Below are 26,202 nucleotides of genomic sequence, written 5' to 3' on the forward strand. Positions count from 1 at the left end.
AGGTGATGAGCATGGAAAAGATTCAATTCAAAACCGAATCCAGGCGTCTGTTGGACTTGATGATCAACTCGGTCTATACTAATCGCGAGATTTTCTTGAGAGAACTCATTTCCAATGCCAGCGACGCCATCGACAAGCTGTATTTTATCTCTCTGACTGATCAGCATGTGGGTCTCACCCGTGAGGATTTCGCTATTCGGATAGAAGTCGACAAGACTGCTCGAACCATTACCATATCCGATAATGGCATCGGCATGAACGCAGAAGAATTGGAGAGCAACCTGGGAACCATCGCCAACAGCGGTTCGCTGGCGTTTATGCAGGAAAATGAGGAGAACCTGGAAGATATAGATATCATCGGGCAATTCGGAGTGGGATTCTATTCTGCCTTTATGGTCAGCAAACGGGTAGATGTGATCACTCGGGCATACGGCTCTGAAGAAGCCTGGCACTGGGAATCAGAGGGTCTGGATGGGTATGTCATCAACAGCTCCGGGCGGGCAGTTCCTGGAACTGATATTATCCTGACTCTTAAAGACAACAGTGATACCGACAACTATGATCAGTTTCTGGAAGAGTATACTATCCGCCGTATAGTCAAAAAGTATTCAGACTATATTCGCTACCCTATAAAAATGGAAGTGGAGAAAAGACGCCCGGCAGAAGGCCAAGAGGGTGAATTTGAAACCTACCGGGAGACTGAAACCCTGAACAGCATGATTCCCATTTGGCGTAAGAACAAGAGCGAACTGAGCGAGGAAGACTACAATTATTTCTATAAAGAAAAGTTTTATGACTTTGAGAACCCGTTGCGGGTCATTCACAGCAAGACTGAAGGCAAGGCCACTTATAACGCGCTGTTGTTCATCCCTGCCCGAATCCCTTACAACTACTACAGCAAAGAGTATGAGAAAGGCCTGCAGCTTTATTCCAACGGGGTTTTGATCATGGAAAAATGTCCTGATCTGCTCCCGGATTATTTCAGCTTTGTGCGCGGCCTGGTGGATTCGCAGGACTTGTCATTGAACATCTCCCGGGAGATGCTGCAGCACGACCGGCAGTTGAAGCTGATTGCCGGGAATTTGGAAAAGAAGATTAAAAGCGAACTGTTAGATATGCTCAATAATCAGCGCGAGACGTATGAGAAATTCTACAAGAGTTTCGGTTTGCAGTTAAAGTGGAGCATTTATAAGGAATTCGGTCTTAACCGGGAGCTGTTATTGCCACTGATCATGTTTTACTCCTCTAAAGCCCAGCAATTGGTTACTCTGGAGGAATACCATCAGGGCATGCTGCCGGAGCAGAAGTATATTTACTATGCCAGCGGGGAAACAGTAGACCGCATCGACAGACTGCCCCAGACTGAGTTGTTGAAGGACAAAGGATTTGAAATCCTGTATTTGACAGATGATGTGGATGAGTTCACCCTTAAGATACTGCACCAGTATGAGGATAAAGAATTCCGCTCCGTTTCCAGCGGCGACCTGGGCTTGGAGGATGAGGCTGACAAACAGGCGGCTCAAGCACAGTCTCAGGAGAATCAGCCCTTGCTGGATTTTATGCAGGAGGTTCTGGACGGCAAAGTCAAATCTGTTAAGCTCTCGCAGCGTCTTAAGTCGCACCCCGTGTGCCTTAGTAGTGAAGGCATGGTCTCGCTGGAGATGGAAAAGATATTGAGCAGCAGGCCTCAAGATAACACGGTAAAGGCTGAGCGGGTATTGGAGATCAACGCCAATCACCCCATCTTTCCGACCCTGCGCCGTTTGTTTGCCGAAGACCAGGAGCGGCTGAAGCTGTATACGGATATTATCTATAACCAGGCCATGCTTATTGAAGGCCTGAACATTGAGGATCCGGTAGCCTTTTCCAACGCTATGTGCGAGATCATGGCCGGACAGTTCAGCTAACCGGATGGATGGTGTATGAGCTACCAATAACAATTGAGCGGGAGAGCAGTGCTCTCCCCTTTTTGTGCATATTGCAGGCGGTGATGCTGGTATTTGCCGGTTAAATAAAAATTGTTGTTGGAGCAGGATTATGTTCTCAAACAGTCGAAAAAGAATTATATCAAAATGCTGTAAAGGTATTACAATTTAGAGAGGATAAATTGTTGGGTTAAGAGGGTTAAAAGAGGAGCTGAGGCAATGGTTCGCTACAGATATTTCCTGGATTGCATCGAATCTCCACTGGTAGCTATCAATAAAGACCTGCAAATCGTGTATTGTAATGCCGCCTATGCCCGCCTGGCGGGTCAAGCGGCGGATGCCATTATTGGCCAGAAATGGCTGGACGTACTGCCCGAACTAGTGGGCAGCAGCACTCAGGATGCATACATGCAGGTTCTTGAAACGGGACGTATGGGCAGCGTTGAAAGCAAAGTCAGTCACCGCTTCTTCGTAGAACGGATCTACACTACTCCCGATGGCCTGGTTTCAATATTTGACGATGTCAGTGCCGCCCGCCGCTTCGAAGCGGTTGCTCAGGAACTGGGCAGCAAATATCATGAAGTGTTCGATGAATCCTGGGATTCCATATTCCTCCTGGATACATACACCACCGAGATCCTGCATATGAACCGTTCCGCCTGTGAAATGTTCGGATACAGCCGGGAAGAATTAACGCGGCTCAATATCGGCGATCTTTGCCCGGAAGAACCGCCTTATAGCGGTGAGGAATTCAAGCGCTGGCTGCGCATGTCTTCCGATTCTCGCTCTCAATCCATGGAGTGGAGGATGCGCGACCGCAATGGCAGGGTGTTCTGGATAGAGGTCAAATCAAAACGAGTGGTTTTTGAAGACCGCACCCGTCTGATGGCATCCATTCGCGACATCAATCCGGTCAAACTGGCCAGCGAGAAGCTGCGCCACTCACGCGATACATATGAAGATTTCTTTTACAATGCCAGTGATATGATATTCCTGCACGATTTGGGCGGCAACCTGATATCGGTCAACCCGGCGGCAGAACGCATTACCGGGTACTCGGTGGCCGAACTGGTGCGCATGAACATACAGGAATTGTCGGCCGGCGAGAGCCTGGAACTGCTGCGTGGTTTTCAATACCAGCGTCTCGCTCCGGGCAGGCATATAAATTATGAACTGTCGGTAATGACCAAATGGGATACCTTGCTGCACCTGGATGTGAGCATTTGGCCTCTTTATGTTAACGGCAAAACTGTAGCCATTCAAGGTATAGCCCGCAGTGTGACCCGTCTCAAGGAAGAAATGAACCGGCTCACTATATCTGAACAGGATTTGAAGGGACTGGCGGACTGCCTGCCCGATGCCACCATGGCCATCGATATGGAAGGTAAAGTGGTGGTATGGAACAAAGCTATGGAAAGACTTACCGGCATTAAGGCCAGCGACATGCTGGGGCGGGGCAATTTCGAGTATGCACTGGCTTTTTATGATAGCAGGAGGCCTATCATGGTTGACCTGGTATTGAGGCCGGAAGAGGTCAAACAGTATTATAAGGTAATTGAGGTGGATGATTACACGGTTATAAGCGAATTCAAGACCCCTAAGCTGCGCGGCGAAGGCCGCAATCTGTGGGGGCGGGCCATGCCCTGGTACAGCGCCGACGGCAGGCTGCTAGGCGCCATTGAGTGTTTGCGCGATGTTACTGAACGCCATACCATCCTGCAGAACCATAAGCAATGGCTCAGGGAATCGGAAGGTCAGTGCAAGCAGCTACTGGCGGCCTTAAACAGCTTAGGAGCCAGTGTCCTGACTTATGACCACAAAGGGAAAATCGATGCTGCTTCTGAAGCCATGGCGGAATTCTTGGGCTATGAGAAATCTTCGCAGCTAGTCGGCAAAGAACTGAAGACTGTGCTGGGAGCCAGGACCGCTAAAAAATTGCTCAACCCTTCGTCCAAAATCAATACCCTGGAATGGAATTGTAAGGACGGCACCAAGACTTCAGCCCAGGTCGAGGTGCAGAACATTCCCCATGAAAGTCAATTCAGCGGAGGCATGATCCGCATCCTTTAGATTTAGAAGAGGAGAAGAGGGGCGTTGGACCCAGGTGAGGCCTACATCGGCAAGGCATCACCTGGGTCTGACGTTTTTCTACGGGGTTGCAACGGTGGTGAGACTGAGCTGCAGGGAAATGGGGATGAATCCGGCGTTGAGCTGGCCTGAGGCGCTTAAAGCGGCAGTTGTGTTGTCCGGTGCGGTGGCGTAAAATGGAACATACCGGACAGTGATAGGGAGGTATACAGTGCGCTTCTGGATTTGGATGGCCATGGTGGTGCTGATCGACCAAGGGAGCAAGTGGATGGTGGGGATGAAGATAATGCCCGGTCAGAGTGTGGAAGTCTGGCCTGAGGTGATGTGGTTTACCCATGTATTCAACCGTGGCGCCGCTTTCAGCATGTTGCAGGGGCAGACCGTATTCTTTATAATAGCTGCGGTAATGGTGGTGCTGGTATTGGCGGGCTATAACCTATTGGCCAAACCGGAACCTTTGGTGCAACATATTGCTGGCATAATGGCCGGCGGGGCATGGGGCAATCTGCTTGACCGTTACCGCCTCGGTCATGTGGTGGATTTTATAGATTTTCACTGGTTTCCGGTCTTCAATGTGGCTGATATAGCCATTGTTACGGGGGGTATCCTCTTGGTCGGGTATTTTATCTGGTTTGATAAGGATGGTATTGAGCAATGAACCATAAAACCTCTCTGCTGGTGGGAGAAGATGTGGAAGGGGAGCGTCTGGACGCCTTTGTTGCGGACAGTGTCGGCAGCCTGTCGCGTTCTCAAGTGCAGAAGTTGATCGTTGAAGGCCAGGTCCGGGTGGACAGTGAGATGCGCAAGGCCAGCTATAAAGTCCGTGCCGGGGAGGTGGTGTCAGTGGAGGTGCCGGAAGCGCTTCCGGTCAGGCTGCAGGCCGAAGACATTCCACTGCAGATCATTTATCAGGACAACGATGTAGTGGTGGTAAACAAACCCAAAGGTCTGGTGGTCCACCCCGCCCACGGCAACTGGGAACACACCCTGGTGAACGCCCTGCTCTACCATGTTAAGGACCTTTCCGGAATCAATGGCGAACTGCGTCCCGGCATTGTTCACCGCCTGGATAAGGATACTTCCGGGGTGATGGTAGTAGCCAAGAATGACGCCGCCCACCGATCCCTGGCTGAGCAGATCAAGGCCCACACCATTCTGCGCCAGTATCTGGCCGTGGTTTACGGGGTCATAAAGGAGAATCAGGGCAGCATCGAGGCGCCTATCGGGCGCAGCAAGACTGATCGCAAGAAAATGGCGGTGGTAGCTGACGGCAGAGCTGCGACCAGCCAGTATCAGGTCTTGGAGAGGTTTGACGGATACACTTTGCTCAAGGTGACGTTGTTGACCGGGCGCACTCATCAAATCAGGGTGCATATGCAGTATCTCAAACATCCGGTAGTTGGTGACGCTCTTTATACTTCACGCCAGTCTCCTGCAGGGGTGACTTCTCAGCTTTTGCATGCCAGTGTCTTAGGTTTTAACCACCCTGCCAGTGGGGCCTACCTTGAATTCAGCTCAGATCCGCCTGCGGAGTTTCAACAATTCCTTTCCCGGCTGCGGACCTGAGGGGACACAAAAAAACAGTTACAAGCTGTGTCGTATTAGGTAATATAATTCCTGCAGGGGTGACTTCTCAGCTTTTGCATGCCAGTGTCTTAGGTTTTAACCACCCTGCCAGTGGGGCCTACCTTGAATTCAGTTCAGATCCGCCTGCTGAGTTTCAACAATTCCTTTCCCGGCTGCGGACCTGAGGGGACACAAAAAAACAGTTACAAGCTGTGTCGTATTAGGTAATATAATAAGTGATGCTAGGGGAGAAGGATATTTTTATGGGGTAGTTCATATAATGAACAACCCAATATTGTGTACTTGCGACCGGTTACGGCGGTTGGGGAGGAGAGTATAGTTGAATTCTATTATCGGTTTTTTTCGTGGCCGCGAGTTAAAGCTGCTCTATTTTATCAACCAGCATTATAAATGCCGGGTCCTGGACATACTAATGCAGGTTTTTACCAATTTGGGTTCACTGCCGGTAGTGGTAGCAGTGCCGGTGATATTGATGTTCTCCGACAACAATCATCTTTACGCTTTGGGGCGGGATATGGCCGTTGTCCTTATTATCAGCCAGACCCTGGTGCACACCATTAAATGTATGGTTTACCGCGAACGGCCTTTCAAGGTCCTGGAAGATATCATTGCCAATAAGCCGCCCACATCAAAGCGATCCTTTCCTTCCGGCCATACTTGTGCCGCGTTTGCCCTGGCCTTGCCGGTAAGTTGGGTAGCGCCTGATTTGGCCCCGTTGGCTCTGGGTATGGCAGGCATCGTGGGGGTGTCACGGGTATATTTGGGAGCACATTATCCCAGCGATGTCCTGGCCGGATTGGGCATAGCCCTGGCATCATTCTACATGGCTTCACACTATTGGATATAATACTTTAAAGTAGATGAAGGTAAATACCATGCGCCTCGCGATTTTTTCAGATACCTATTTCCCTCAGGTCAATGGGGTCAGCGTCATCCTGGGGAAAATGAAAGATTATATGCAGCAAAATGGAATAGAATACGTGTATTTTGTTCCGGGGGATAAGTCTGAACCCGGGGTTTTTACTTTTGGCGGGAGTAAGTTCCCGCTTTATCCGGAACTGCTGATCACCATGCCGCGTTATCATGAGATTGCTCGTATACTGGACGAATTCAAGCCTGATGTGGTTCATCTGGCCACCGAATTCACCTTGGGCTGGCAGGGGATGAAATACGCTCTTCGCCATGACCTGCCCTTAACATCCACTTATCACACCAATTTCGTGCAATATCTGAGCTATTACGGCCTGCCCTTCCTGGAAAAACCGGGCTGGCGCTATCTGCGCTGGTTCCATCGGCATTGTCAGGTCAATTTCAGCCCTTCAGTGAGCACCCTGCGCCTCTTAGAGGAGCATGACATCCCTAATCTGCGCCACTGCCCCCATGGAATTGACAGTGAGCTGTTTAACCCTGCCTATCGCAGCGAAGCAATACGCCTGCGCTATATGGAAGACCCACAGGGAAAAATACTCCTGTATGTGGGTCGCATTGCCCCGGAAAAGGACCTGGAGGTATTGATGGAGGCGGCCGCCCATTTGAACCGGCGCGGCTTGAAGTACCGCCTGCTCATGGTGGGGGATGGCCCGGCGCGCCAAAAACTAGAGGAAACGAAGATCGAAAATGTAGTCTTTTTAGGCTATCAACGCGGACAGGATCTTTATGACCTGTATGCCTCAGCCGATATCTTCGTGTTTCCATCGGTGACCGAGACCTTCGGCAATGTGATACTGGAAGCCATGGCTTCGGGGCTGCCAGTTGTGGCAGCCCCCGCCGGAGGAGTCGAGGACAATCTTATCGAGGGTCATAACGGTCTGGCTTTTAAGGCTGGCGATGCTGCCGATATGGCGGATCAGATTGAAATTTTAATCAAACAGCCCGAGTTGCTGGCAACCCTGGCTAAAGGAGCATTGGACCACGCCCGCTCCCGCAATTGGGACGGTATACTGGCGGATTTTTATCAGACTTTGTACCAATTGACTTAACGGTTTTAGGCAATAAAAAAATTGACACAGACCGCAGCTTTGTTTAGAATTGCTTAAGAGCCTTTAAGTTGGCCCCGTGAGGCTAGCAAGGATTAATGTGTCAGGTTGCGCCTGCCTTGAGTCTTACGGACCAGGCAGGCTTTTTATTTGGCGGAGACCAGGGGGGATGATATTTGAACCTGCGTGACAAAAACATAATCATGGATGAGGTGGGAATGAAACGAGCCCTGACTCGGATCGCCCATGAGGTCGTGGAGAAGAACAAGGGCGTGCAGGACCTGGTCGTGGTGGGGATCCGCCGCCGCGGCGGACCGCTGGCGCAGCGGCTGGCCGAACGCATCGGGGCTATCGAAGAGGTAGAGGTGCCGGTCGGTATCGTGGACATTACCCTGTATCGTGATGACCTCACCATGCTTTCTACCCAGCCTATGGTGCACCGCACCGAGGTGAATTTCGACATCAACGGCAAAGTGGTGATACTGGTGGATGATGTCTTATACACCGGTCGCACCGTCAGGGCAGCTATGGATGCCTTGATCGATCTGGGGCGGCCCAAACGTATTCAACTGGCAGTGCTAGTGGACCGGGGACACCGGGAACTGCCCATCAAAGCAGACTATATAGGCAAAAATGTTCCCACCTCGGCACAGGAGATAGTATCAGTCCTGGTGGCGGAGATCGACGGAATAGATAAGGTAGTAATACAGGAGCCGATCAATGAAACCTGAATAACATCCCTTTAAACTGGTCCAGAGAGGCCGGCAAGGGAGAAACCCAGCAGACACGGGCACCTTCCTTGCATCAACGGGGAAGGTTTTTTTGTGCCATAAGCCGGGGGATGCCGGATCAGACCATGGCTTATACAATCGGGATGGCAGAGCAATGGTTTTGTATGCAATGCAGCATAAGCGAATGACAGGCAGCATAGTGGGACGAATGGGGCTTAGTGGCAAAGGCAGCAGTTAAAGGAGGCTTTAAGGTGAAACTGGACCGCAGAAAAGATCTACTGGGCATCAAGGATCTGAGCAGGGAGGAGATCGATCAGATTCTGGATACAGCAATACCCATGAAAGACGTTATTAAGCGGGATATAAAAAAGGTGCCCACCTTGAGGGGCAAAGCCATGGTAACAATTTTCTATGAGAACAGCACTCGTACCCGTACCTCATTCGAGATCGCGGGCAAATATCTCAGCGCCGATACTGTCAATCTGGCTGTCAATACCAGCAGCGTGCAGAAGGGGGAAAGTCTGCGCGATACCCTCAAGACCATAGAAGTGATGGGCTTTGATCTCATGGTGATGCGCCACAGCATGAGCGGTACTCCCCATTATGCGGCCCGCTGCACTAAAATGCGGGTAGTCAATGCGGGTGACGGGCAAAATGAGCATCCCACCCAGGCCCTCCTGGATATGTTCACCATCAGGGAGCACAAAGGCACCCTGGAAAACCTGAAAGTGGCCATTGTGGGCGACATCCGCCACAGCCGGGTAGCCCGCTCCAATATATACGGATTATCCCGCTACGGATGTGAGATCCGCGTGGTCGGACCAGCTACATTAATCCCCCCGGAGGTGGAAAAACTGGGGGTTAAGAGTTATTACAGCCTGGAGGCGGCGGTCAAGGATGCCGATGTGGTGAACGTTTTGCGCGTGCAGCGGGAACGGCAGCAAGCCGGCCTGTTTCCCTCCCTGGATGAGTATGCCGAACTTTACATGGTAAGCCCAGAGCGCCTCAAAGGGGCCAAGGATGACGTATTAGTACTGCACCCCGGGCCAATGAACCGCGGCGTGGAGATATCCAGCAGCCTGGCCGACAGCACTCAGGCGGTGATCAATGAACAGGTGACCAACGGAGTAGCAGTGCGGATGGCCATTTTATTCCTGATGATGGGGGGCGCCAAAGATGAAATTGCTGGTTAAAGGCGGGCGAGTTATAGACCCGGAAAACGGGCGTGACGAGCTGCTCGACATCCTGGTGAATAATGGCAAAATCGCGAAAATAGGCAAGAATATCAGAGCCAAGGATGCACAAATCCTGGATGCTCAAGGCAAAATCGTATGCCCCGGCTTTATAGATATACACGTACATCTCCGTGAACCGGGATTTGAATACAAGGAAGACCTGGCCACCGGCACCCGTGCTGCCGCCGCCGGCGGCTTCACCACGGTGTGCTGTATGCCCAACACTGATCCGGTCATCGACAATATGGCGGTGGCGCGTTTTATCAAGGAGCAGTCCCAGCGCCGCGGAGTAATTAACGTGCTGCCCATCGGCAGCATAACTAAGAAACAGGGCGGAGAAGAATTAAGTGAATATACCGACTTGCTGGCAGCGGGTTGTGTGGCTTTCTCGGATGATGGCAGACCGGTAATGAGATCGGATGTGATGCGCAATGCTCTGGAATATAGCAAGATGTTCGGGGTACCCCTGTTGACCCACAGCGAAGATGCCTATCTGAGTGCCGGAGGGCAGATGCATGAGGGCTTTTACTCCACCTTCTACGGTCTGAAAGGCATTCCAGCGGCTGCAGAAGAAGCCATGGTAGCCCGGGACATAATCCTCACCCGCCTCACCGGAGGAAAGCTTCATATCTGCCATGCTTCCACGGCTGGCACCATGGAGTTGATCCGCCAGGCCAAAGCTGAAGGGCTTCAGGTTACCTGTGAGGTAACCCCCCACCACCTGACCTTGAGTGATGAGCTAGTGGGCAGTTATGACACTGACACCAAGGTGGCTCCGCCACTGCGCAGCCACGAACATATCGAGGCCTTAAGGGCGGCTCTCTTAGACGGCACGGTCGACTGCCTGGCTACTGATCACGCCCCTCACCATTTGGAGAGCAAAGATTGCGAATACGACATGGCAGCAGCGGGAATTTCGGGACTGGAAACCGCTGTAGCGGTGATAATGGATCGACTGGTCAACACCGGTATTTTGCCCATAGCGGATTTGGTCAGGCTGTTTACCGTCGGCCCGGCAGACATAATAAACCTGCCCAAAGGCCGTCTCAACATCAGTGATGCCGCCGACATCACCATAATCGATCCTGAATTGACTAGAATCGTGGAACCTGAAAAATTCTATTCCAAGGGCAAAAACACGCCATTTAAAGGCATGCAGCTTACCGGTTGGCCCTGGGCCACCATCGTGGCCGGCAAACTGGTCTATATTGACGGCAACATAGCGGAGGAGTGACATTGATTTGAAAGGCTACCTGGTGCTCGAAAACGGCCGGGTTTTTACCGGAAAACTATTGAACGATTGCCTTCGGGCGGGTGGTGAAGTGGTCTTTACCACCGCCATGATCAGCTATCAAGATATCATAACCGACCCTTCTTATTACGGTCAAATAGTAGTCATGACCTACCCTTTGGTAGGCAATGTAGGCCTGGTAGAAAAGAGTTATGCCTCCCGCGGGGCTATGCTGCGCGGTCTGGTGATGCGCGAAGCTACCGATTTTCCCAGTCATTATGAGATGGAAACCGATTTGATCAGCTTCCTCAACAAAAGCGAGATAGCGGTGTTGACCGAGGTCGATACCCGCGCTCTGACCCGGGCGATCCGCCGTGAGGGTAGTATGGGCGGGATTATTACTGATACTATAGATCAATTGGCCGGCTTGATCGCCAAGGCGGAGAACGCCCGCCGGGAATTGCAGGGAGATCTGGTACAGTATGTTACCCGCAAGAACATTATGAAATTTGGGAACGGAGAAAGCCGCGTGGTCATGCTCGACTTGGGCACCAAGCGCGGCTATATAGACCTGTTGACCGAGCGTGGCTGCGAAGTGGTAGCGGTTCCCGCCGGCACCACTGCAGTCGAAATCCTGGAACTGAATCCGGACGGGATTATGGTTTCCGATGGCCCCGGCGACCCTACCGCTATCTCCTATGCCGCTGCCGCCTGCCGGGACCTGTTGGGCAAGAAGCCTATGTTTGGTATTGGTCTGGGGCACCAGGTTCTGGCCCTGGCTCTAGGTGCCAGCATCAGCCGCCTGCCTTACGGGCATCGCGGCAGCAACCATCCGGTAAAAGATCTTAAGACGGGGCGGGTGTACATCACCACCCAAAACCATGGGTTTCAAGTTGAAGAAGATACTCTGGGGAGTAATATTGAAGTGATTCTGCGCAGCCTGAATGACGGGAGCGTGGAAGGCATCAGGCATCGCCGCCTGCCTATATTTTCGGTGCAGTTTGATCCCGAAGGGTTCCCCGGATACAGTGAAACCGGTTTTTATCTGGACGACTTTGTGGGTGCGCTGAAATAGCGCGCCTTGACTGGAGGATATATTATGCCATTGGACAGTAACCTCAAAAAGGTGCTGGTCATCGGCTCCGGCCCGATCATCATCGGGCAGGCCGCGGAGTTCGACTATGCCGGCACACAGGCCTGTAAAGCCATCAAGTCAGAGGGTTTGGAGGTAATTCTATTAAACAGCAATCCGGCCACTATAATGACCGACACCGACATTGCGGACCGGGTCTATATGGAGCCTATCACCGTAGAAACGGTGGTAAAAATTCTGGATCGGGAAAACCCCGATGGAATCATCGCTAATTTAGGCGGGCAGGTCGGTTTGAATATGGCTCTGGCCCTGGACAAGGCCGGTATCCTGCGAGAAAAAGGAGTGCCGGTATTGGGGATGCCCCTAGATGCCATCTATCGCGCCGAGGATCGGGAGATGTTCAAAGCCACCATGGAAGAGCTCGGCCAGCCGATTCCGGAGAGCAGCATAGTGCATAGCGTGGGTGAAGCTCTGCATTTCGCCGCCCAGGTGGGCTATCCTCTGATTGTCCGGCCTGCTTACACTTTGGGTGGCACCGGAGGCGGCACCGCCAATAATGATGATGAACTGGCCGAGATCGTAACCCGTGGCTTAAAGAGCAGCGCTATCCATCAAGCCCTGATAGAGCGGAGTGTGGCCGGTTACAAGGAAATTGAATTCGAGGTGATGCGAGACCATAATGACAACTGCATCACCATCTGCAGCATGGAGAACATCGACCCGGTGGGAATACACACCGGCGACAGCATTGTGGCCGCCCCGGCTCAGACTTTAACCGACGAAGAGTATCAGATGCTGCGCTTCGCCTCTTTGAAAATCATCCGTGCCTTGAAGATCGCCGGGGGCTGCAACGTGCAATTCGCTCTGGATCCCTTCAGCAAGAGATATTTTGTCATCGAGGTCAACCCCCGGGTCAGCCGCTCTTCGGCCCTGGCCTCCAAGGCCACCGGCTATCCTATCGCCACAGTGACTACCAAGATCGCCCTCGGCTACAACCTGGATGAAATCCCCAACGCCATCACCGGCAAAACTACTGCCTGCTTCGAACCGGCCATTGACTATGTTGTCCTTAAGGTGCCGCGCTGGCCTTTTGACAAGTTCGTATTCGGCGACCGCCGCCTGGGTACGCAAATGAAGGCCACCGGTGAGGTCATGGCTATCGACCGCAGTTTTGAAGCCGCGTTCTTAAAATCCATCCGCTCGTTGGAAATCGGCATTAACGGCCTGCGGCTGCCAGAATTGACCGAACTGAGCGATGTGGAACTGAAAGCCCGGTTATCCGATGCTGACGATGAACGGATTTTTATCATTGCTGAAGCCTTTGTGCGCGGGGCTTCGATCGAGGAATTGCACCGCATTACCGCTATCGATAAATATTTTCTAAAGAAATTTAAAAACATCATAGATTTCTCCAAACGATTGCAAGAGACCCCGTTGGGACTGGATATTCTCTTTGAAGCCAAGAAGATAGGGGTCTCTGACAGTGAAATCGCCTGTTTGAAAGGCTGCTGTGAGGATGAAGTGCGCCGTTTGCGCCAATCCTATGGAATTCTCCCCACCTACAAGCTGGTAGACACCTGCGCAGCTGAGTTCGATGCCGAAACACCCTATTTTTATTCTTGCTATGAGGAGGAAAATGAAGCCGAACATGAGGAGGGGCAGCGCAAAGTCCTGGTGATTGGTTCCGGTCCCATACGCATCGGCCAGGGTGTGGAGTTTGACTACTGTTCGGTGCACTGTGTGTGGGCATTACGACAGGCCGGAATCAAGGCCATCATCGCTAACAATAACCCTGAAACGGTAAGCACCGATTTTGACACCTCTGACCGGCTGTACTTTGAACCATTGGTGTATGAAGATGTGATGAACATCATAGAAGAAGAGCGTCCCGAAGGGGTGATAGTGCAATTCGGCGGGCAGACCGCCATCAATCTGGCCAATCCTCTGGCCAGGGCAGGAGTGAAGCTGCTCGGCACCAGCAATGACAGCATTGATCGGGCCGAGGACCGCAACCGCTTCGACGCCATGGTAGCACAACTGGGCATACCCCGCCCACCCGGAAAAAGCGTATTCAACCCTGATGAGGCAGTTTTGGTGGCAAGGCAGATCGGCTACCCGGTCCTGGTCAGGCCTTCTTATGTTCTAGGAGGGCGGGCTATGGAGATCGTGTACAGTGAAGCAGAACTGCGTCAATATATGCATACTGCGGTCAAGGCCAGCCGAGAACATCCAGTACTGGTGGATAAATACCTTTTGGGCCGTGAGATTGAGGTAGATGCGGTTTGTGACGGCAGGGAGGTTTTGATCCCCGGCATCATGCAGCATATCGAACGGGCCGGGGTGCATTCCGGGGATAGTATAGCAGTTTTCCCTGCCTACAGCTTGAGCCCCGCCATCAGGGATAAGGTGGTTGAACACACCACTGCTCTGGCTAGGGAATTGAAGGTGATAGGCCTGATCAACATACAGTTCGTAGAATTTGAAGATGAACTGTATGTACTGGAGGTCAATCCGCGCTCCAGCCGTACGGTGCCTTTTATCAGTAAAATAACCGGCATCCCGCTGGTCAAACTGGCTACCGAGATCATGCTGGGCAAAAGTCTTGAAGAACTGGGATACCTGGGCGGATTGTTTGTGACCCCGAATTTCTATGCGGTCAAGGTGCCGGTATTCTCCTTCAATAAACTGCAACAGGTGGACATTAACCTGGGGCCGGAGATGAAATCCACAGGCGAGGTGTTGGGGATTGCCCATAGCTTGAACAGCGCCATTTATAAGGGGCTGCAATCAGCCGGGGTGGATATCAAGGGTTCCGGCACCATGGTGGTCACGGTATCCGACAAGGACAAAGGCGAAGCCATCCCGGTCATAGCGGAATTTGCCGAGCGGGGCTTCAAGATCATCGCCACCGAAGGAACTGCCCGGGCTTTGCGCAATCATGGCATTGAAGTGCAGACGGTCAAAAAGCTCAAGGAAGGCTCCCCCAACATTGTGGATCTGATTCGGCAGGGTAAAGTGGATGTGGTGGTGAATACTTTGACTCAGGGTCGCAGGCCGTTCAGCGATGGTTTCCATATCCGCCGCGCAGCGGTGGAATTAAATGTCCCCTGCCTGACCTCGCTCGATACTTTGAAGGTAATCCTGCAGGTATTGAAAGGCGATGAAGGTGCTAAGCCTCAAAAAGTGTTAAGCCTGCAGGAATATGTGGCTGAATATCATAGCCAAATTTGATGATATATTTTAGTCGGAGGTAAAACCATGCCTGCTGTAGAAAAAGCTTTGGTGGCCGCCCACCAGGAAGTGGCCCAGGGACTGTATGAGATAGAAGTGCTGGCTCCACAAATTGCTTCTGGTGCCAGACCCGGACAATTTGTGCACGTTCGTCCTGGAGGGACTAGTGATCCCCTACTAAGACGGCCGCTCAGCCTGTATGATGTGGATCAGGAGCTGGGCAGCATAACCCTGCTTTACAAGGTAGTGGGGCGAGGCACGGAACTGCTCAGCCGGGTGAAAAGCCGGGAATATATCGATATGATGGGACCTCTGGGGAGAGGTTTCACTTTGCCTCAGACTGGGCAAAGCATTCTTCTGATAGGGGGCGGTGTCGGCATAGCCCCCCTGATCTATCTGGCCCGGGTATTAAAGGCGCAGGACTGTACTGTTCAGGCTGCCTATGGAGCGGCCTCATTGCAGGATGCGGCGGTCTATCAGCGCAAATTTCAGCAACTGGGAATTGAAGCCTGGCCGGCAACTATGGATGGCAGCCTGGGTTACCAGGGCACGGTGGTGGGACTGTTGCACCAAATGGCACCTGCAATAAAAATCGATATGATTTATACTTGCGGCCCGGAAGGAATGATGAAGGCGGTCACTGACTATGCCCAGAGCCACCAGATACCCGGAGAGGTCTCCCTGGAAGAGACCATGGCCTGTGGAGTAGGAGCCTGTCTGGGCTGCGCCCGCAAGCTGAAACCTGAAGATGCCGATTATGCGAAGGTGTGCAAAGACGGGCCGGTCTTCAGCATGGATTTGATGGCCTAAGCAATAATGACCGGTAGACCGGTCATTATCTGTGAGGACACAAAGGGACATTTAGTTTTTGCCAACACTGTAATCAGATTGTAGAACAAATATTTTAAGCTGGAATTAGGCCTGTGTTAAAATTGGGTAAATAATTGGATAGGAGGGCCATACTTTGCACAAGGATGCGGCCATATCTAAACCAGGTCCCGATATATCGGTCAACCTGGGTGGGCTGTGGATGAAGAATCCCGTAGCGGCAGCGTCGGGCACTTTCGGCTATGGATTTGAATACCAGGATTACATAGATTCCGCTTCTATCGGAGCAGTGATCGTCAAAGGGACCACCCTGGAGAAACGGGTGGGCAATCCGCCGCCGCGCATCTGTGAGACCGCGGCGGGCATGCTCAATGCCATCGGGTTGGAAAACCCTGGCGTGGAAGTCTTTGTGACCGAGTACCTGCCCCGGTTGCGCCAGCACGGGGTTACGGTGGTGGCTAACATTGCCGGTAATACCGTGGAGGACTATGAGCATACCGCGGCCATCATTGACAAGCAATCCGGGGTGGCGGCTATTGAACTAAACATTTCCTGTCCCAATGTGAAACAGGGCGGGCTGCAGTTCGGAACCGACCCGGCCATGGTGGAAGCGGTGGTAGCGGCGGTCAAAGCCCGCACCAGCCTGCCGGTGATCCCTAAACTGTCCCCTAACGTCACCGATATCGTTACTATCGCCCGGGCCGCACAGCGCGGCGGGGCTGATGCCCTGGCCATGATCAATACCCTGTTGGGGATGGCAATAGATATTAAAACTCGCCGTCCGGTGCTGGGCAACGTTTTCGGGGGTTTATCCGGTCCGGCCATCAAACCGGTAGCCTTGCGCATGATTTATCAGGTCTATCGGGAAGTGGACCTGCCTATCCTGGGCGGGGGCGGCATTGTCAACACTGCTGACGCTCTGGAATTTATCATGGCAGGCGCAACCGCGGTGTCGATAGGAACCGGGCTGTTCGTCAATCCAACCTTGCCGGCTGAACTCAGCCTGGGTATCAAACAGTATCTGACCGAGCATGGTCTTGATAAGATTGGGGATTTGGTCGGCGCCGCACACCGCTTTTAATTAGCTTGAGGGGAACCTAATAACTGGTCACACAAGAAGCGACGGCATTGTGGACAGGACGGGTGACTGTGGTCAAGCAAAAGAATGCCGTCAAATCTTTAATAACGATTAATACCTGAGGAGGAATGGCGTTGCAGGCGAAGGATAGAATCATTTTAGCCCTGGATGTGGATACCAGGCGCCAGGCTTTGGACCTGGTTCAGGAATTGGCCCCCTTTGTGGGGGTATTTAAAGTTGGCATGCAATTGTTCAACAGCACTGGACCTGATATTGTTTCGCAAATCAGCGATTACGGCGGTGAGGTCTTTGTGGACTTGAAGTTCCATGATATCCCCAATACGGTAGCGTCAGCAGGCAGGGTCATGACCCGGCTCAACTGTCGTATGTTCAACTGTCATGCGGCCGGCGGCAGGACCATGATGAGCGAACTGAGTCGAGCGGTGGAGCAAGAAGCGGCCAGGCGAGGCCTGGCAGTTCCCCTCACGCTGGCGGTGACGGTATTGACCAGTATTGCCCAGAGTGAACTGGAAAACGATATGTTGATTTCGAACTGGAGCGTTGAAGAAGTGGTAGTCAAATGGGCTCTGGCTGCCAAAGAATGCGGCATCGGCGGAGTGGTATGTTCACCTCAGGAGATAGCCGCGATCAGAGCCGCCTGTGGGCCGGAATTCAAGATCGTCACCCCGGGAATCAGACCGGCTTGGTCAGAGAGCAATGATCAGAAACGCATCACCACGCCCAGGCAGGCCATTGAACTGGGGGCCGATTATATAGTTATCGGGCGGCCGATTACCGCAGCAGCTGATAAAGTTTCTGCAGCGCAGAAGATAATTGAGGAATTGGAGGCAGCATCATGCTAGAAAAATCACAGGCCATAGACATATTCAGCCAGGCCGGAGCGCTTTTAGAGGGCCATTTCCGGCTCACCTCGGGAAGGCACAGCAATCAGTATATGCAGATGGCCCAGGTATTGAAATATCCGGCGTTCACCGAGCAACTAGCCCGGCATCTGGCCGAGGCTTTCCGGGATGACGGGGTTGAACTGGTGGTCGGACCGGCTATGGGGGGCATTGTGGTTGCCTATGAAGTAGCCCGCCAGCTGGGAGTACCGGGTTTCTTCACCGAGAGAGAAAATGGCCTTATGGCCTTGAGGCGCGGTTTCGTCATCGAACCGGGACAGCGCGTCCTGGTGGTGGAAGACGTGGTCACCACCGGGGGATCGGTCAAAGAGGTGATCGAGTTGGTTCAGCAGCATGGCGGCCAGGTAGTCGGGGTAGGGGTACTGGTCGATCGCAGCAACGGTCAGGTGGACTTCGGGGCAAAGCTTGAGGCGGTTCTGACTTTAGACATCAGCAGCTGGGAAGCTGACGAATGCCCGCTGTGCCAGGAAGGCAGACTGCCGGTGGTAAAACCCGGCAGCCGGACTTAAGCGGCTGAAGGGGCAGCGTCATGAGAGTATATCTTAATGGCAAAGAGATGCAATTTAAAGAAGGCGGCTATGAATACGTGTTTATGAAGCCGTACCAGTACAGCCAGAGTGATGTGATCAAAAAGGACTACGGGCAGTTGACCCTGCAGCTGTATGATAACGGGGTGCAGATCCGCACCCTGGCTACAGCTAATGAGGTTGCCACCCTGATCAATCGTGATGTGGCTGTTGATGAGGTCAAGAATAAGGTCTACATTCTGGAGCCGGGCAACACCGTAACCGTCAATGAAGATGGATCCCTTCGCGTAGAATAGTGCCCGCTTAAGACCGCAGCTCTATATCAAGGCTCACCGTCTTTGATTTCCGACTCCAGCAAACTGGTCACCCGGGGCTCCTGAGGATTGACGACAATGGTCCAATAATTATCGTATATCACCATCCCCGGCTTGGCACCGCCCGGTTTGCGCACCTGGGAACGGAAGGTGTAGTCTACCTCCACCTTTTCGCTCTGACGGGCCTTGCTGAAGTGGGCGGCTAACAGCGCTGCCTCCTCCAAGGTGGCATCAGGCACGTCGTGTATGGTCCTAATTTTGCGGGGCAGGCGCACGATGACATGTGAGCCGGGGATATTCTTAGTGTGCAGCCACAGATCCTGGGATTCCGATTGTTTTAATGTGAGGCTGTCGTTCTGGCGGTTGTTGCGCCCTACCAGTATCTCCATGTTGTCGCTGGAAAGATAGCGACGCGGCACGGTGCGGGGGGGCGATTTTTTGCCTTTGGCGCCTTTGCCGCCCTTATCCCGTTCCAATTCCTCACTTATCTCTTCCATATCGCTAGTACTTTCAGCCTGTTGAATAGACAACAAGACCGATTCCAGATAGTCGATCTCCAATTGATTGGCAGCCATCAGACTTTCCAAATGGGCAATGGTCTTGCGGCTTTTGTTATAGATCTTAAAATAGCGCTGTGCGTTCTTGATAGGACTTAAGCGCACGTCCAGGGGTATGACCACCTGCTCTCCGGTAGAATAATCCTCCACCACCGCCTCGCTCATGCCCTTTTCCAACTGGTAGGCATATCCGGTTAATAACTCGCCCCAGGTTTTGTAGTTCTCCTGACCCCGGGCCTGGATGAGGTCGCTCTCCTGGTAGAAGCGCTTTTTATAGGCTTTGTCGAGGATGAGTTTGATGTGTCGGGACAGGTTGGTTTTCCATGATTCCAGGCGCAAATTATTTAATTTGGCGGTATAGAAGTGGTCGCAGGCCGAATTGATGGAATCGAAATCACGCCGCTGGTCGGCCTCAATAGGGTATGCGGCATACTCTATGGGCATTTCGTTATGAAATGAGATACTGGGCTGGGCTGCACCGTTTTGCACCTTTTCGAGCAGATCTCTCACCTTTTGATACAGTTTGCCCAATTCGTATTCACCGCTCTGCGCCGCAGGCAAGGCCGGGTTTATGCCGCTCATCAGACATATCTCCCGGGCAGTGAAGGGGCTGATGCCCGAAAATAAGCCGAACAAGGCCTGAGATAGGGCAGTATCTTCATTCTCCCAGATGCCTCTGCAGAAGGTCTCATATGCGGTATCCAAAGGATTGAGTTTATCCTGTGCGGGAGGCTCTACATAAGGCTTTCCGGGCAGAACCTCGCGGTAAGAGCTGACTTCACTGCTGAATTTTTTGATGGCATCAATGATAATATTATTCTCCGGGTTGATCAGTATGAGGTTGGAGTGCCGCCCGGTAAATTCGCACATCAAACGGCGGATAGTCCACTCCCGAAAATCATCCAATGCTTCGATATCAATCATTACTATGCGTTCAAAACCGACTTGTTTTACTGCCCTGATCTTGCCGCCTTCGAGATACTTGCGCAACAGCATGCAAAAGGCACTAGGCCGGGGCGGATTGGTCTTGCGGGTCGTGGTCAGATGCATTCTGGCCCAGCGTGCATTGGCTGACAGCAAGAGGCGGTGATTGCCGCCATGAGCCATGCGGATGGAGATCATCAGTTCATCCTTTTCTGGCTGGTGGATTTTGTCAATGCGGGCTCCCTGCAAAGCCTGGTCTAATTCAAAGCACAAAGCAGATATGGTGAATCCGTCAAAAGGCATATCAAATCCTCACCTTCTCTGGTACAAAACGGTAATTGTAGTCATTGTCGATATTCTCTGTCTATATTAACAAAATATAAAAAGGAATACCGCCAAGAAAAGAGAACTAAAAATATTAACAACATATAATAAAAGGCCGGGAGGTGATTACGTGTCTCAGCTGGTGGTCAGTATATACAACAACATACTTGAACAGGTTATGCAACTGGAGGGTTCCAAGAAGGAAATCAGCACCGAGATACTTCTGGCTCGTGAAGAACGTAAACGTCTGGCCTTAATATATAATTTCCTCAGCTATGACTTGAGTAAACATGAACTCCTGGAACAGGCTGCTGTAATAGCCCTGACCAACCGGGAGAAGTTGGTCCTGGATCATCTCAATCGGCTCTACGCCAATGTCCGCGAACAGGAGACGATAGATAAAATCAGACACGAAATAAAGTGCACCCAGCGCTTCATGAAGGTAGTAAGCCGGGCCAAGGATGAAAAGACTGCCCTGACTTTTTCGGAACGGCGTATGGTGCAGGAGATCATCAAGTTCGTGGTAGCCCAAGCCAGGTTATATAATCAAGTTTAAATGCAACTTGCACCAACGCTCAGCCCGGGAAATCCCCGGGCATTTCTATTTGTAGCGGAGCTGCTCTATGCAGGTGGCCTTATTGCCCCCGAATAATGCAGATTATAACAAATCTTGACTCAGCTCACAAAATATATAACACTTAATGCTAAGTAACAACGGGAGGTTCGAGTATGTCTACACCGATCAAGGTAATAGTTGTAGGGGCTTTAGGCAAGATGGGGCGGGAAACTGTCAAAGCCTTGAACAGCCAGTCTGACATAAATGTTGTGGGGTTGCTGGATATAGCTTATCATGATGAAGCATTCGCGGTGCTCACCGGCATTGATTGTGGCCTCAAGCTGGAAAATGACCTGGAAATTCTCATTGAAAGGGAAAGGCCGCAGGTTATGGTCGATTTCACCAATCCCCAGGCAGTCTTTAATAACACCCGGACCGCATTGTCCCGGGGGGTGGCATGTGTGGTTGGTACCACCGGCCTTAACGAAACCGAACTCTCACAGCTGGAGCGATTAGCTATAGACAATAGAACTGCTGTGGCGGTTATACCCAATTTCGCCATCGGAGCTGTGTTGATGATGAGATTTGCTCAGGAAGCCGCCCGCTACCTCCCCGATGTGGAGATAATTGAAACCCATCATGACCAGAAGATGGACGCGCCTTCCGGCACCGCCATCAAAACCGCTGAGATGATCACGGCCAACCGGGGAATTCTGCCCCCCAAAAATACCCGGGAATTTGAAAAAATTCCTGGCAGCCGGGGAGGCAAAGCCGGTGATATACGCATCCACAGCGTGCGTTTGCCCGGATTCGTAGCTCATCAAGAGGTGATTTTCGGCGGTCCTGGACAGAGTCTGACCATTCGCCACGATTCCTATGACCGGGTTGGTTTCATGCCCGGGGTCATAATGGTGGTGAGGAAGATACCAGGCCTTAACGGCCTGATCTATGGGATGGATGCCTTGATGTGAAACCGACCCTGCAATAACTGAAATTGGTGCCGCCGGGATTACCCGGCGGCTTTTTTGCCTTCTTTTCTAATCCACCAATTACCATCTGCATGTGTATACAAGCCTCACCCCAAAGCCCCTAGTCAACTGCGGTGCTGCTATAAGCCCGTTTCTGACAAGCACCAGCCGTTCCCGGTGCTCATATAATGCTAATAATTGTATCCACTACATCCATGAAGGAGGAAGACAGTGAGTTCAGTCTTGTCAGGAATAAAGATCGCCGTTTTGGGCGGGGATGAGCGGGAAGCCATTCTGGTGCATGAACTGGTTAAAATGGGGGCTACGGTTACAGTGGCCGGTTTTCCCCGTGAAATGGTGTGTCATGGCGCCCTGCTGGTGAACACTGTCGAGGACGCATGCCAGGAAGCGGAGGTATTGATAATGCCTCTTCCCGGAACCAATCCCGAAGGGGTGATTCGTGCCGTTTTTACTGAGAAACCCTTGGTATTAACCTATGCGGCTCTGCAGATGCTGCCCGAGCAAGCTCTGGTGATGATCGGTTCCGCCCGTCCCTACCTCAAGGAGTGGTGCCAGAGCCTCAATTTAAACCTTATGGAGATAGCCGAGATCGATGCCATTGCCATACCCAATTCCATCCCCACTGCGGAAGGCGCTCTGCAGATAGCCATGATGGAAAGCCGCATTACCATCCATGGCAGTAAATCCTGTGTTATAGGTTTCGGGCGCATCGGCATAACCCTGGCTCGATGCCTTAAGGCTCTGGGCGCAGAAGTAACTGTAGTAGCCCGCAACCCTGGCCAGCTAGCCCGCGCTCATGAAATGGGATGCCAGCGGGCCGGGTTTGAACAGCTCAAACAGCTGATGCAGGTCAGCGATCTGGTATTCAATACTGTCCCCGCTCAGGTATTGACGGCCGAGTCGTTAAAGTACGCCAATCCTAATGTGATCATCATAGACCTGGCTGCTCAGCCGGGTGGGACAGATTTTGAAGCCGCCAATTGCTTTGGCCTTAAGGCCATTCTGGCCCCAGGATTACCCGGCAAAGTAGCTCCAGTTTCCTCGGGAAAGATCTTAGCCGAGGTCATCCCTCGACTGATTGTGGAAGAACTATCCAGGTTGGGTGAACCCCTGCTCCTGGATTGAAACGGAGGTGAGAATAAGTGCAGGGGACAATTAACACCAGACTGGATAATATCAAAATCGGTGTGGTTATTACTGGGTCGCACTGTACCGTAGGAGAGGTCATACCGCAGATCAAGCGGCTTCATGAAGCTGGAGCCGAGCTCTATCCAATTTTTTCATATACCACCGACCAGACCGATAATCGGTTTTACCGGGTAGATGATTTGAAAAGGGAAATACAGGATATTACCGGTCACGGCATAATCAACAGCATAGTAGGGGCCGAGCCAATCGGACCTCAGAAGTACTTGGATATCGTGGCTGTCATGCCCGCCACCGGAAACAGTATCGCCAAATTCGCCAATGGCATCGTCGATACCCCGGCATTGATGGCCATGAAGGCGCAGCTTAGAAATCAGCGTCCAGTGGTTATTGCCATATCCACCAATGACGGTTTAGGTATAAATGCTAAAAATATCGGGCTTTTACTGAATACTAAAAACATTTATTTTGTCCCTTTCAGACAGGATAATCCGCTGGAGAAGTGCAATTCGCTGCAGGCTGACATGACCCTGGTGCTGGATACCATCGTGGCAGCCTTAAAAGGTCAACAGCTGCAGCCGGTTTTGCTCGGACCCCGCTAATTCATTGAGTCGGCCCAAGTGGTGTGCTATATTATATAAATAGTATTTTTAGCAGCAGGAGGTACTAGTCCGATGGCCGAAGGAATTAAGCTGGCAATAGTTGGAGCAACTGGAGCAGTAGGGCAGGAAATGCTCAAGATCTTAGAAGAGAGGAAGTTCCCGGTGGGGAAATTGATTTGCCTGGCAGATCCCCGTGAAGCCGGAACCCGTTTGAAATTCAAGGGTGAAGAGCATATTGTGGCAGGAGCCACCGAAAAAGCCTTTAAAGAGGCTGATATTGCCCTGTTGGCAGTCGGTTCCGATGTCAGCAAGATGATGGCCAGGGATATTGTAGCCCAGAATTGCGTGGTTATAGATAACAGCTATGCTTTTCGCATGGAGCCAGAGGTGCCCCTGGTGGTGCCGGAGGTGAATGCGGATGATATAAACTGGCACCGAGGCATAATCGCCAACCCCAATTGTTCAACCATTATCATGGTTGTAGCCGTCAATCCCTTGCATAAGGCCGCCACCATCAAGAGGATCGTAGTATCCACTTACCAGGCTGTGTCTGGCGCCGGAAAAGCAGGTTTGGATGAATTGGATCAACATGTTCAAGCCGCTTTAAGCGGCACTGAGCCGATTTTGGACGTTTTCCAGCATCCTATTGCCTTTAATGTCATTCCACACATCGATGTTTTCGAAGACAATGCTTATACCAGAGAAGAAATGAAAATGGTCTGGGAAACCCGGAAGATCATGCATGCTCCTGAATTGCGGATAGCGGCAACTGCAGTACGCATTCCGGTTTATCGCAGTCATTCTGAAGCCATAAATATTGAAACCGAAAAAACATTGTCCCCTGAAGAAGCCCGGCAGATCCTGGCCGCTGCCCCTGGGGTGGTCGTGCAGGATGATCCCGGTTTGAATATCTATCCAATGCCTTTACTCAGTTCCTACCTAGATGAGGTTTTTGTAGGCCGTATTCGCCGTGATCTGTCCTCTGACAATGGCCTGGTAATATGGGTGGCTGCCGATCAGATCAGGAAAGGGGCGGCGACCAATGCCATTCAGATCGCTGAGATCGTCGCCGCCAGAAACCTCTATTAGGAAGGTGTTTAGACTGAAAATAGTAGTCCAGAAATATGGTGGCACCTCACTGGCCACTGCGGAATCCAGAGCGAGGGTCTGCCAGATAATCAGTCAGACCGTGCAAGAAGGCTACCGGGTGGCGGTAGTGGTTTCCGCCATAGGACGATGCGGAGATCCCTATGCCACCGATACCTTCATCAATCTGATGCGAGAAGTCAATCCAACTCCCAACCTGCGCGAGTTAGACCTCTTGATGTCCTGCGGGGAGATGATCTCCGGGCTCTTGTTATCCTCTCAGCTAAACGCCCATGGGATATCAGCCCGCTTTTTAAGCGGCGCCCAGGCGGGATTGGTAACTGATGGAAACCATGGCAACGCCCACATTTTGTACGTCAACCCCAAGAAGGTGATGGATTGCCTGGAACAGGGAATAGTGCCGGTAATAGCAGGTTTTCAGGGGATGGCTGAAGCAGGCGAACTGACTACTCTGGGCAGAGGAGGCAGCGACACTACCGCCAGTGCACTGGGAGTGGCTTTGAATGCGGAATTCATTGACATATTCACTGATGTGGAAGGCATCATGACCGCTGACCCGCGCATAGTAACCAATGCCAGGCTCTTAAACGCTATCACTTATAACGAGATCTGCCAGCTGGCCCGCGACGGCGCCAAAGTCATTCATCCCCGGGCGGTGGAAATCGCCATGCATCGTGGCATACCGCTGCGGGTACGCTCTACCTTCTCTGATTCCACCGGTACCTTAGTCACACATCAGACCATGGGCTATGACGACATCAGCATTATTAGAGATGCACTTATTGCCGGAGTGACTTATACTTCTAATATAGCCCAGCTCAAGATCGAGATAGATGACACGGTCAATGGACGAAGTGTGCCTTTGCAGGTTTTCAAAGGCCTGGCTCAGGCCAATATAAGTGTCGACTTTATTAGTGTTCAGCCCAATCTCTTATTGTTCACCGTAGCAGGTGATATGGCTGCTGAAGCCGAAAGAATTCTGCGGGGGATGGGCTTTTGCCCCGGAGTGGATCGCAATTGTGCCAAGGTAGCCATAGTTGGTGCTGCTATGACCGGGATTCCAGGGGTGATGGCACGGGTGGTGGAGGCCTTATCCGAACATGATATTCCCATCCTCCAATCCGGGGATTCGTATACCAATATATGGTGTCTGGTCAATCGAGAACAAATGGAACAGGCTGTCAGAGCCCTTCATGATAAATTCGAACTGGGAAAAAATTAATTAATTGG

Annotated in this window: 23 protein-coding genes; 22 read left to right on the forward strand and 1 reads right to left on the reverse strand. The window is 51.9% G+C overall.

Translation table 11 applies throughout. The features are described from left to right. Window positions 1-11 precede the first annotated feature (11 nt). From htpG to AC15IQ_RS09685, 16 genes are all read left to right on the forward strand, one after another. Window positions 12-1,907: a molecular chaperone HtpG gene (htpG, locus tag AC15IQ_RS09610; RefSeq protein ID WP_483178790.1), complete on the forward strand. Its 1,896-nt coding sequence runs from the start codon at window positions 12-14 to the stop codon at window positions 1,905-1,907. Between the two features lie 237 nt (window positions 1,908-2,144). Then, window positions 2,145-3,995, forward strand: a complete 1,851-nt coding sequence (locus tag AC15IQ_RS09615; RefSeq protein ID WP_483178791.1) for a PAS domain-containing protein — start codon at window positions 2,145-2,147, stop codon at window positions 3,993-3,995. A 229-nt stretch (window positions 3,996-4,224) separates the two neighbouring features. After that, window positions 4,225-4,671 (forward strand): signal peptidase II, encoded by a 447-nt coding sequence (lspA, locus tag AC15IQ_RS09620; protein WP_483178792.1) that lies wholly within the window; start codon window positions 4,225-4,227, stop codon window positions 4,669-4,671. Next, entirely contained in the window at window positions 4,668-5,579 is a 912-nt protein-coding gene (locus AC15IQ_RS09625) for an RluA family pseudouridine synthase (RefSeq protein ID WP_483178794.1), read from the forward strand. Before lspA ends, AC15IQ_RS09625 begins: the two co-directional genes overlap by 4 nt. Window positions 5,580-5,919: 340 nt before the next feature. Beyond that, on the forward strand, window positions 5,920-6,447 hold the full coding sequence (locus AC15IQ_RS09630) for a phosphatase PAP2 family protein (protein WP_483178795.1): 528 nt from the start codon (window positions 5,920-5,922) through the stop codon (window positions 6,445-6,447). Between the two features lie 28 nt (window positions 6,448-6,475). Then, the gene (locus tag AC15IQ_RS09635) at window positions 6,476-7,579 is read left to right on the forward strand and encodes a glycosyltransferase family 4 protein (RefSeq protein ID WP_483178796.1); all 1,104 of its coding nucleotides are present in this window, start codon (window positions 6,476-6,478) and stop codon (window positions 7,577-7,579) included. 173 nt (window positions 7,580-7,752) lie between these two features. Next, on the forward strand, window positions 7,753-8,307 hold the full coding sequence (gene pyrR, locus AC15IQ_RS09640; protein ID WP_483178798.1) for a bifunctional pyr operon transcriptional regulator/uracil phosphoribosyltransferase PyrR: 555 nt from the start codon (window positions 7,753-7,755) through the stop codon (window positions 8,305-8,307). 251 nt (window positions 8,308-8,558) lie between these two features. Then, window positions 8,559-9,500 carry an aspartate carbamoyltransferase catalytic subunit gene (locus AC15IQ_RS09645; RefSeq protein WP_483178800.1) on the forward strand — a complete coding sequence of 314 codons (942 nt, stop codon included), beginning with the start codon at window positions 8,559-8,561 and terminating at the stop codon, window positions 9,498-9,500. Continuing rightward, window positions 9,484-10,776, forward strand: a complete 1,293-nt coding sequence (locus AC15IQ_RS09650) for a dihydroorotase (RefSeq protein WP_483178801.1) — start codon at window positions 9,484-9,486, stop codon at window positions 10,774-10,776. Before AC15IQ_RS09645 ends, AC15IQ_RS09650 begins: the two co-directional genes overlap by 17 nt. A 7-nt stretch (window positions 10,777-10,783) precedes the next feature. After that, on the forward strand, window positions 10,784-11,848 hold the full coding sequence (locus AC15IQ_RS09655; protein WP_483178802.1) for a carbamoyl phosphate synthase small subunit: 1,065 nt from the start codon (window positions 10,784-10,786) through the stop codon (window positions 11,846-11,848). A gap of 24 nt (window positions 11,849-11,872) precedes the next feature. Beyond that, on the forward strand, window positions 11,873-15,097 hold the full coding sequence (carB, locus tag AC15IQ_RS09660; RefSeq protein ID WP_483178803.1) for a carbamoyl-phosphate synthase large subunit: 3,225 nt from the start codon (window positions 11,873-11,875) through the stop codon (window positions 15,095-15,097). Between the two features lie 27 nt (window positions 15,098-15,124). Continuing rightward, window positions 15,125-15,907 (forward strand): dihydroorotate dehydrogenase electron transfer subunit, encoded by a 783-nt coding sequence (locus tag AC15IQ_RS09665; protein WP_483178804.1) that lies wholly within the window; start codon window positions 15,125-15,127, stop codon window positions 15,905-15,907. A 154-nt stretch (window positions 15,908-16,061) separates the two neighbouring features. Then, window positions 16,062-17,006: a dihydroorotate dehydrogenase gene (locus tag AC15IQ_RS09670; protein ID WP_483178806.1), complete on the forward strand. Its 945-nt coding sequence runs from the start codon at window positions 16,062-16,064 to the stop codon at window positions 17,004-17,006. A gap of 125 nt (window positions 17,007-17,131) precedes the next feature. After that, entirely contained in the window at window positions 17,132-17,866 is a 735-nt protein-coding gene (gene pyrF, locus AC15IQ_RS09675) for an orotidine-5'-phosphate decarboxylase (RefSeq protein WP_483178807.1), read from the forward strand. After that, a complete protein-coding gene (gene pyrE, locus AC15IQ_RS09680; RefSeq protein WP_483178808.1) occupies window positions 17,860-18,435 on the forward strand; it encodes an orotate phosphoribosyltransferase in 576 nt (191 codons plus the stop codon). Before pyrF ends, pyrE begins: the two co-directional genes overlap by 7 nt. A 20-nt stretch (window positions 18,436-18,455) precedes the next feature. Continuing rightward, on the forward strand, window positions 18,456-18,749 hold the full coding sequence (locus AC15IQ_RS09685) for a hypothetical protein (protein WP_483178810.1): 294 nt from the start codon (window positions 18,456-18,458) through the stop codon (window positions 18,747-18,749). 26 nt (window positions 18,750-18,775) lie between these two features. On the opposite strand, the gene AC15IQ_RS09690 is transcribed toward AC15IQ_RS09685, so the two are convergent. Beyond that, window positions 18,776-20,551, reverse strand: coding sequence for an Rqc2 family fibronectin-binding protein (locus tag AC15IQ_RS09690; RefSeq protein ID WP_483178811.1), 1,776 nt, complete (start codon window positions 20,549-20,551; stop codon window positions 18,776-18,778). A gap of 151 nt (window positions 20,552-20,702) precedes the next feature. Between AC15IQ_RS09690 and AC15IQ_RS09695 the strand changes: the two genes are divergently transcribed. The 6 genes from AC15IQ_RS09695 to dapG all read left to right on the forward strand — a co-directional run bounded on the left by AC15IQ_RS09695 (window position 20,703) and on the right by dapG (window position 26,194). Beyond that, window positions 20,703-21,128, forward strand: coding sequence for a hypothetical protein (locus AC15IQ_RS09695; protein WP_483178812.1), 426 nt, complete (start codon window positions 20,703-20,705; stop codon window positions 21,126-21,128). A 173-nt stretch (window positions 21,129-21,301) separates the two neighbouring features. After that, a complete protein-coding gene (dapB, locus tag AC15IQ_RS09700; protein ID WP_483178813.1) occupies window positions 21,302-22,099 on the forward strand; it encodes a 4-hydroxy-tetrahydrodipicolinate reductase in 798 nt (265 codons plus the stop codon). 228 nt (window positions 22,100-22,327) lie between these two features. Next, the gene (gene dpsA / locus AC15IQ_RS09705) at window positions 22,328-23,242 is read left to right on the forward strand and encodes a dipicolinate synthase subunit DpsA (RefSeq protein WP_483178814.1); all 915 of its coding nucleotides are present in this window, start codon (window positions 22,328-22,330) and stop codon (window positions 23,240-23,242) included. Window positions 23,243-23,259: 17 nt separating this feature from the next. Continuing rightward, on the forward strand, window positions 23,260-23,865 hold the full coding sequence (locus AC15IQ_RS09710; protein ID WP_483178816.1) for a dipicolinate synthase subunit B: 606 nt from the start codon (window positions 23,260-23,262) through the stop codon (window positions 23,863-23,865). A 72-nt stretch (window positions 23,866-23,937) separates the two neighbouring features. Further along, window positions 23,938-24,954: an aspartate-semialdehyde dehydrogenase gene (locus tag AC15IQ_RS09715; protein ID WP_483178817.1), complete on the forward strand. Its 1,017-nt coding sequence runs from the start codon at window positions 23,938-23,940 to the stop codon at window positions 24,952-24,954. Window positions 24,955-24,958: 4 nt separating this feature from the next. Then, the gene (gene dapG / locus AC15IQ_RS09720) at window positions 24,959-26,194 is read left to right on the forward strand and encodes an aspartate kinase (RefSeq protein ID WP_483178818.1); all 1,236 of its coding nucleotides are present in this window, start codon (window positions 24,959-24,961) and stop codon (window positions 26,192-26,194) included. The last annotated feature ends 8 nt before the right edge of the window (window positions 26,195-26,202 follow it).

Source organism: Syntrophomonas sp. DTU019, from assembly GCA_913757435.1.
Taxonomy (GTDB): Bacteria; Bacillota; Syntrophomonadia; order Syntrophomonadales; family Syntrophomonadaceae; genus DTU019.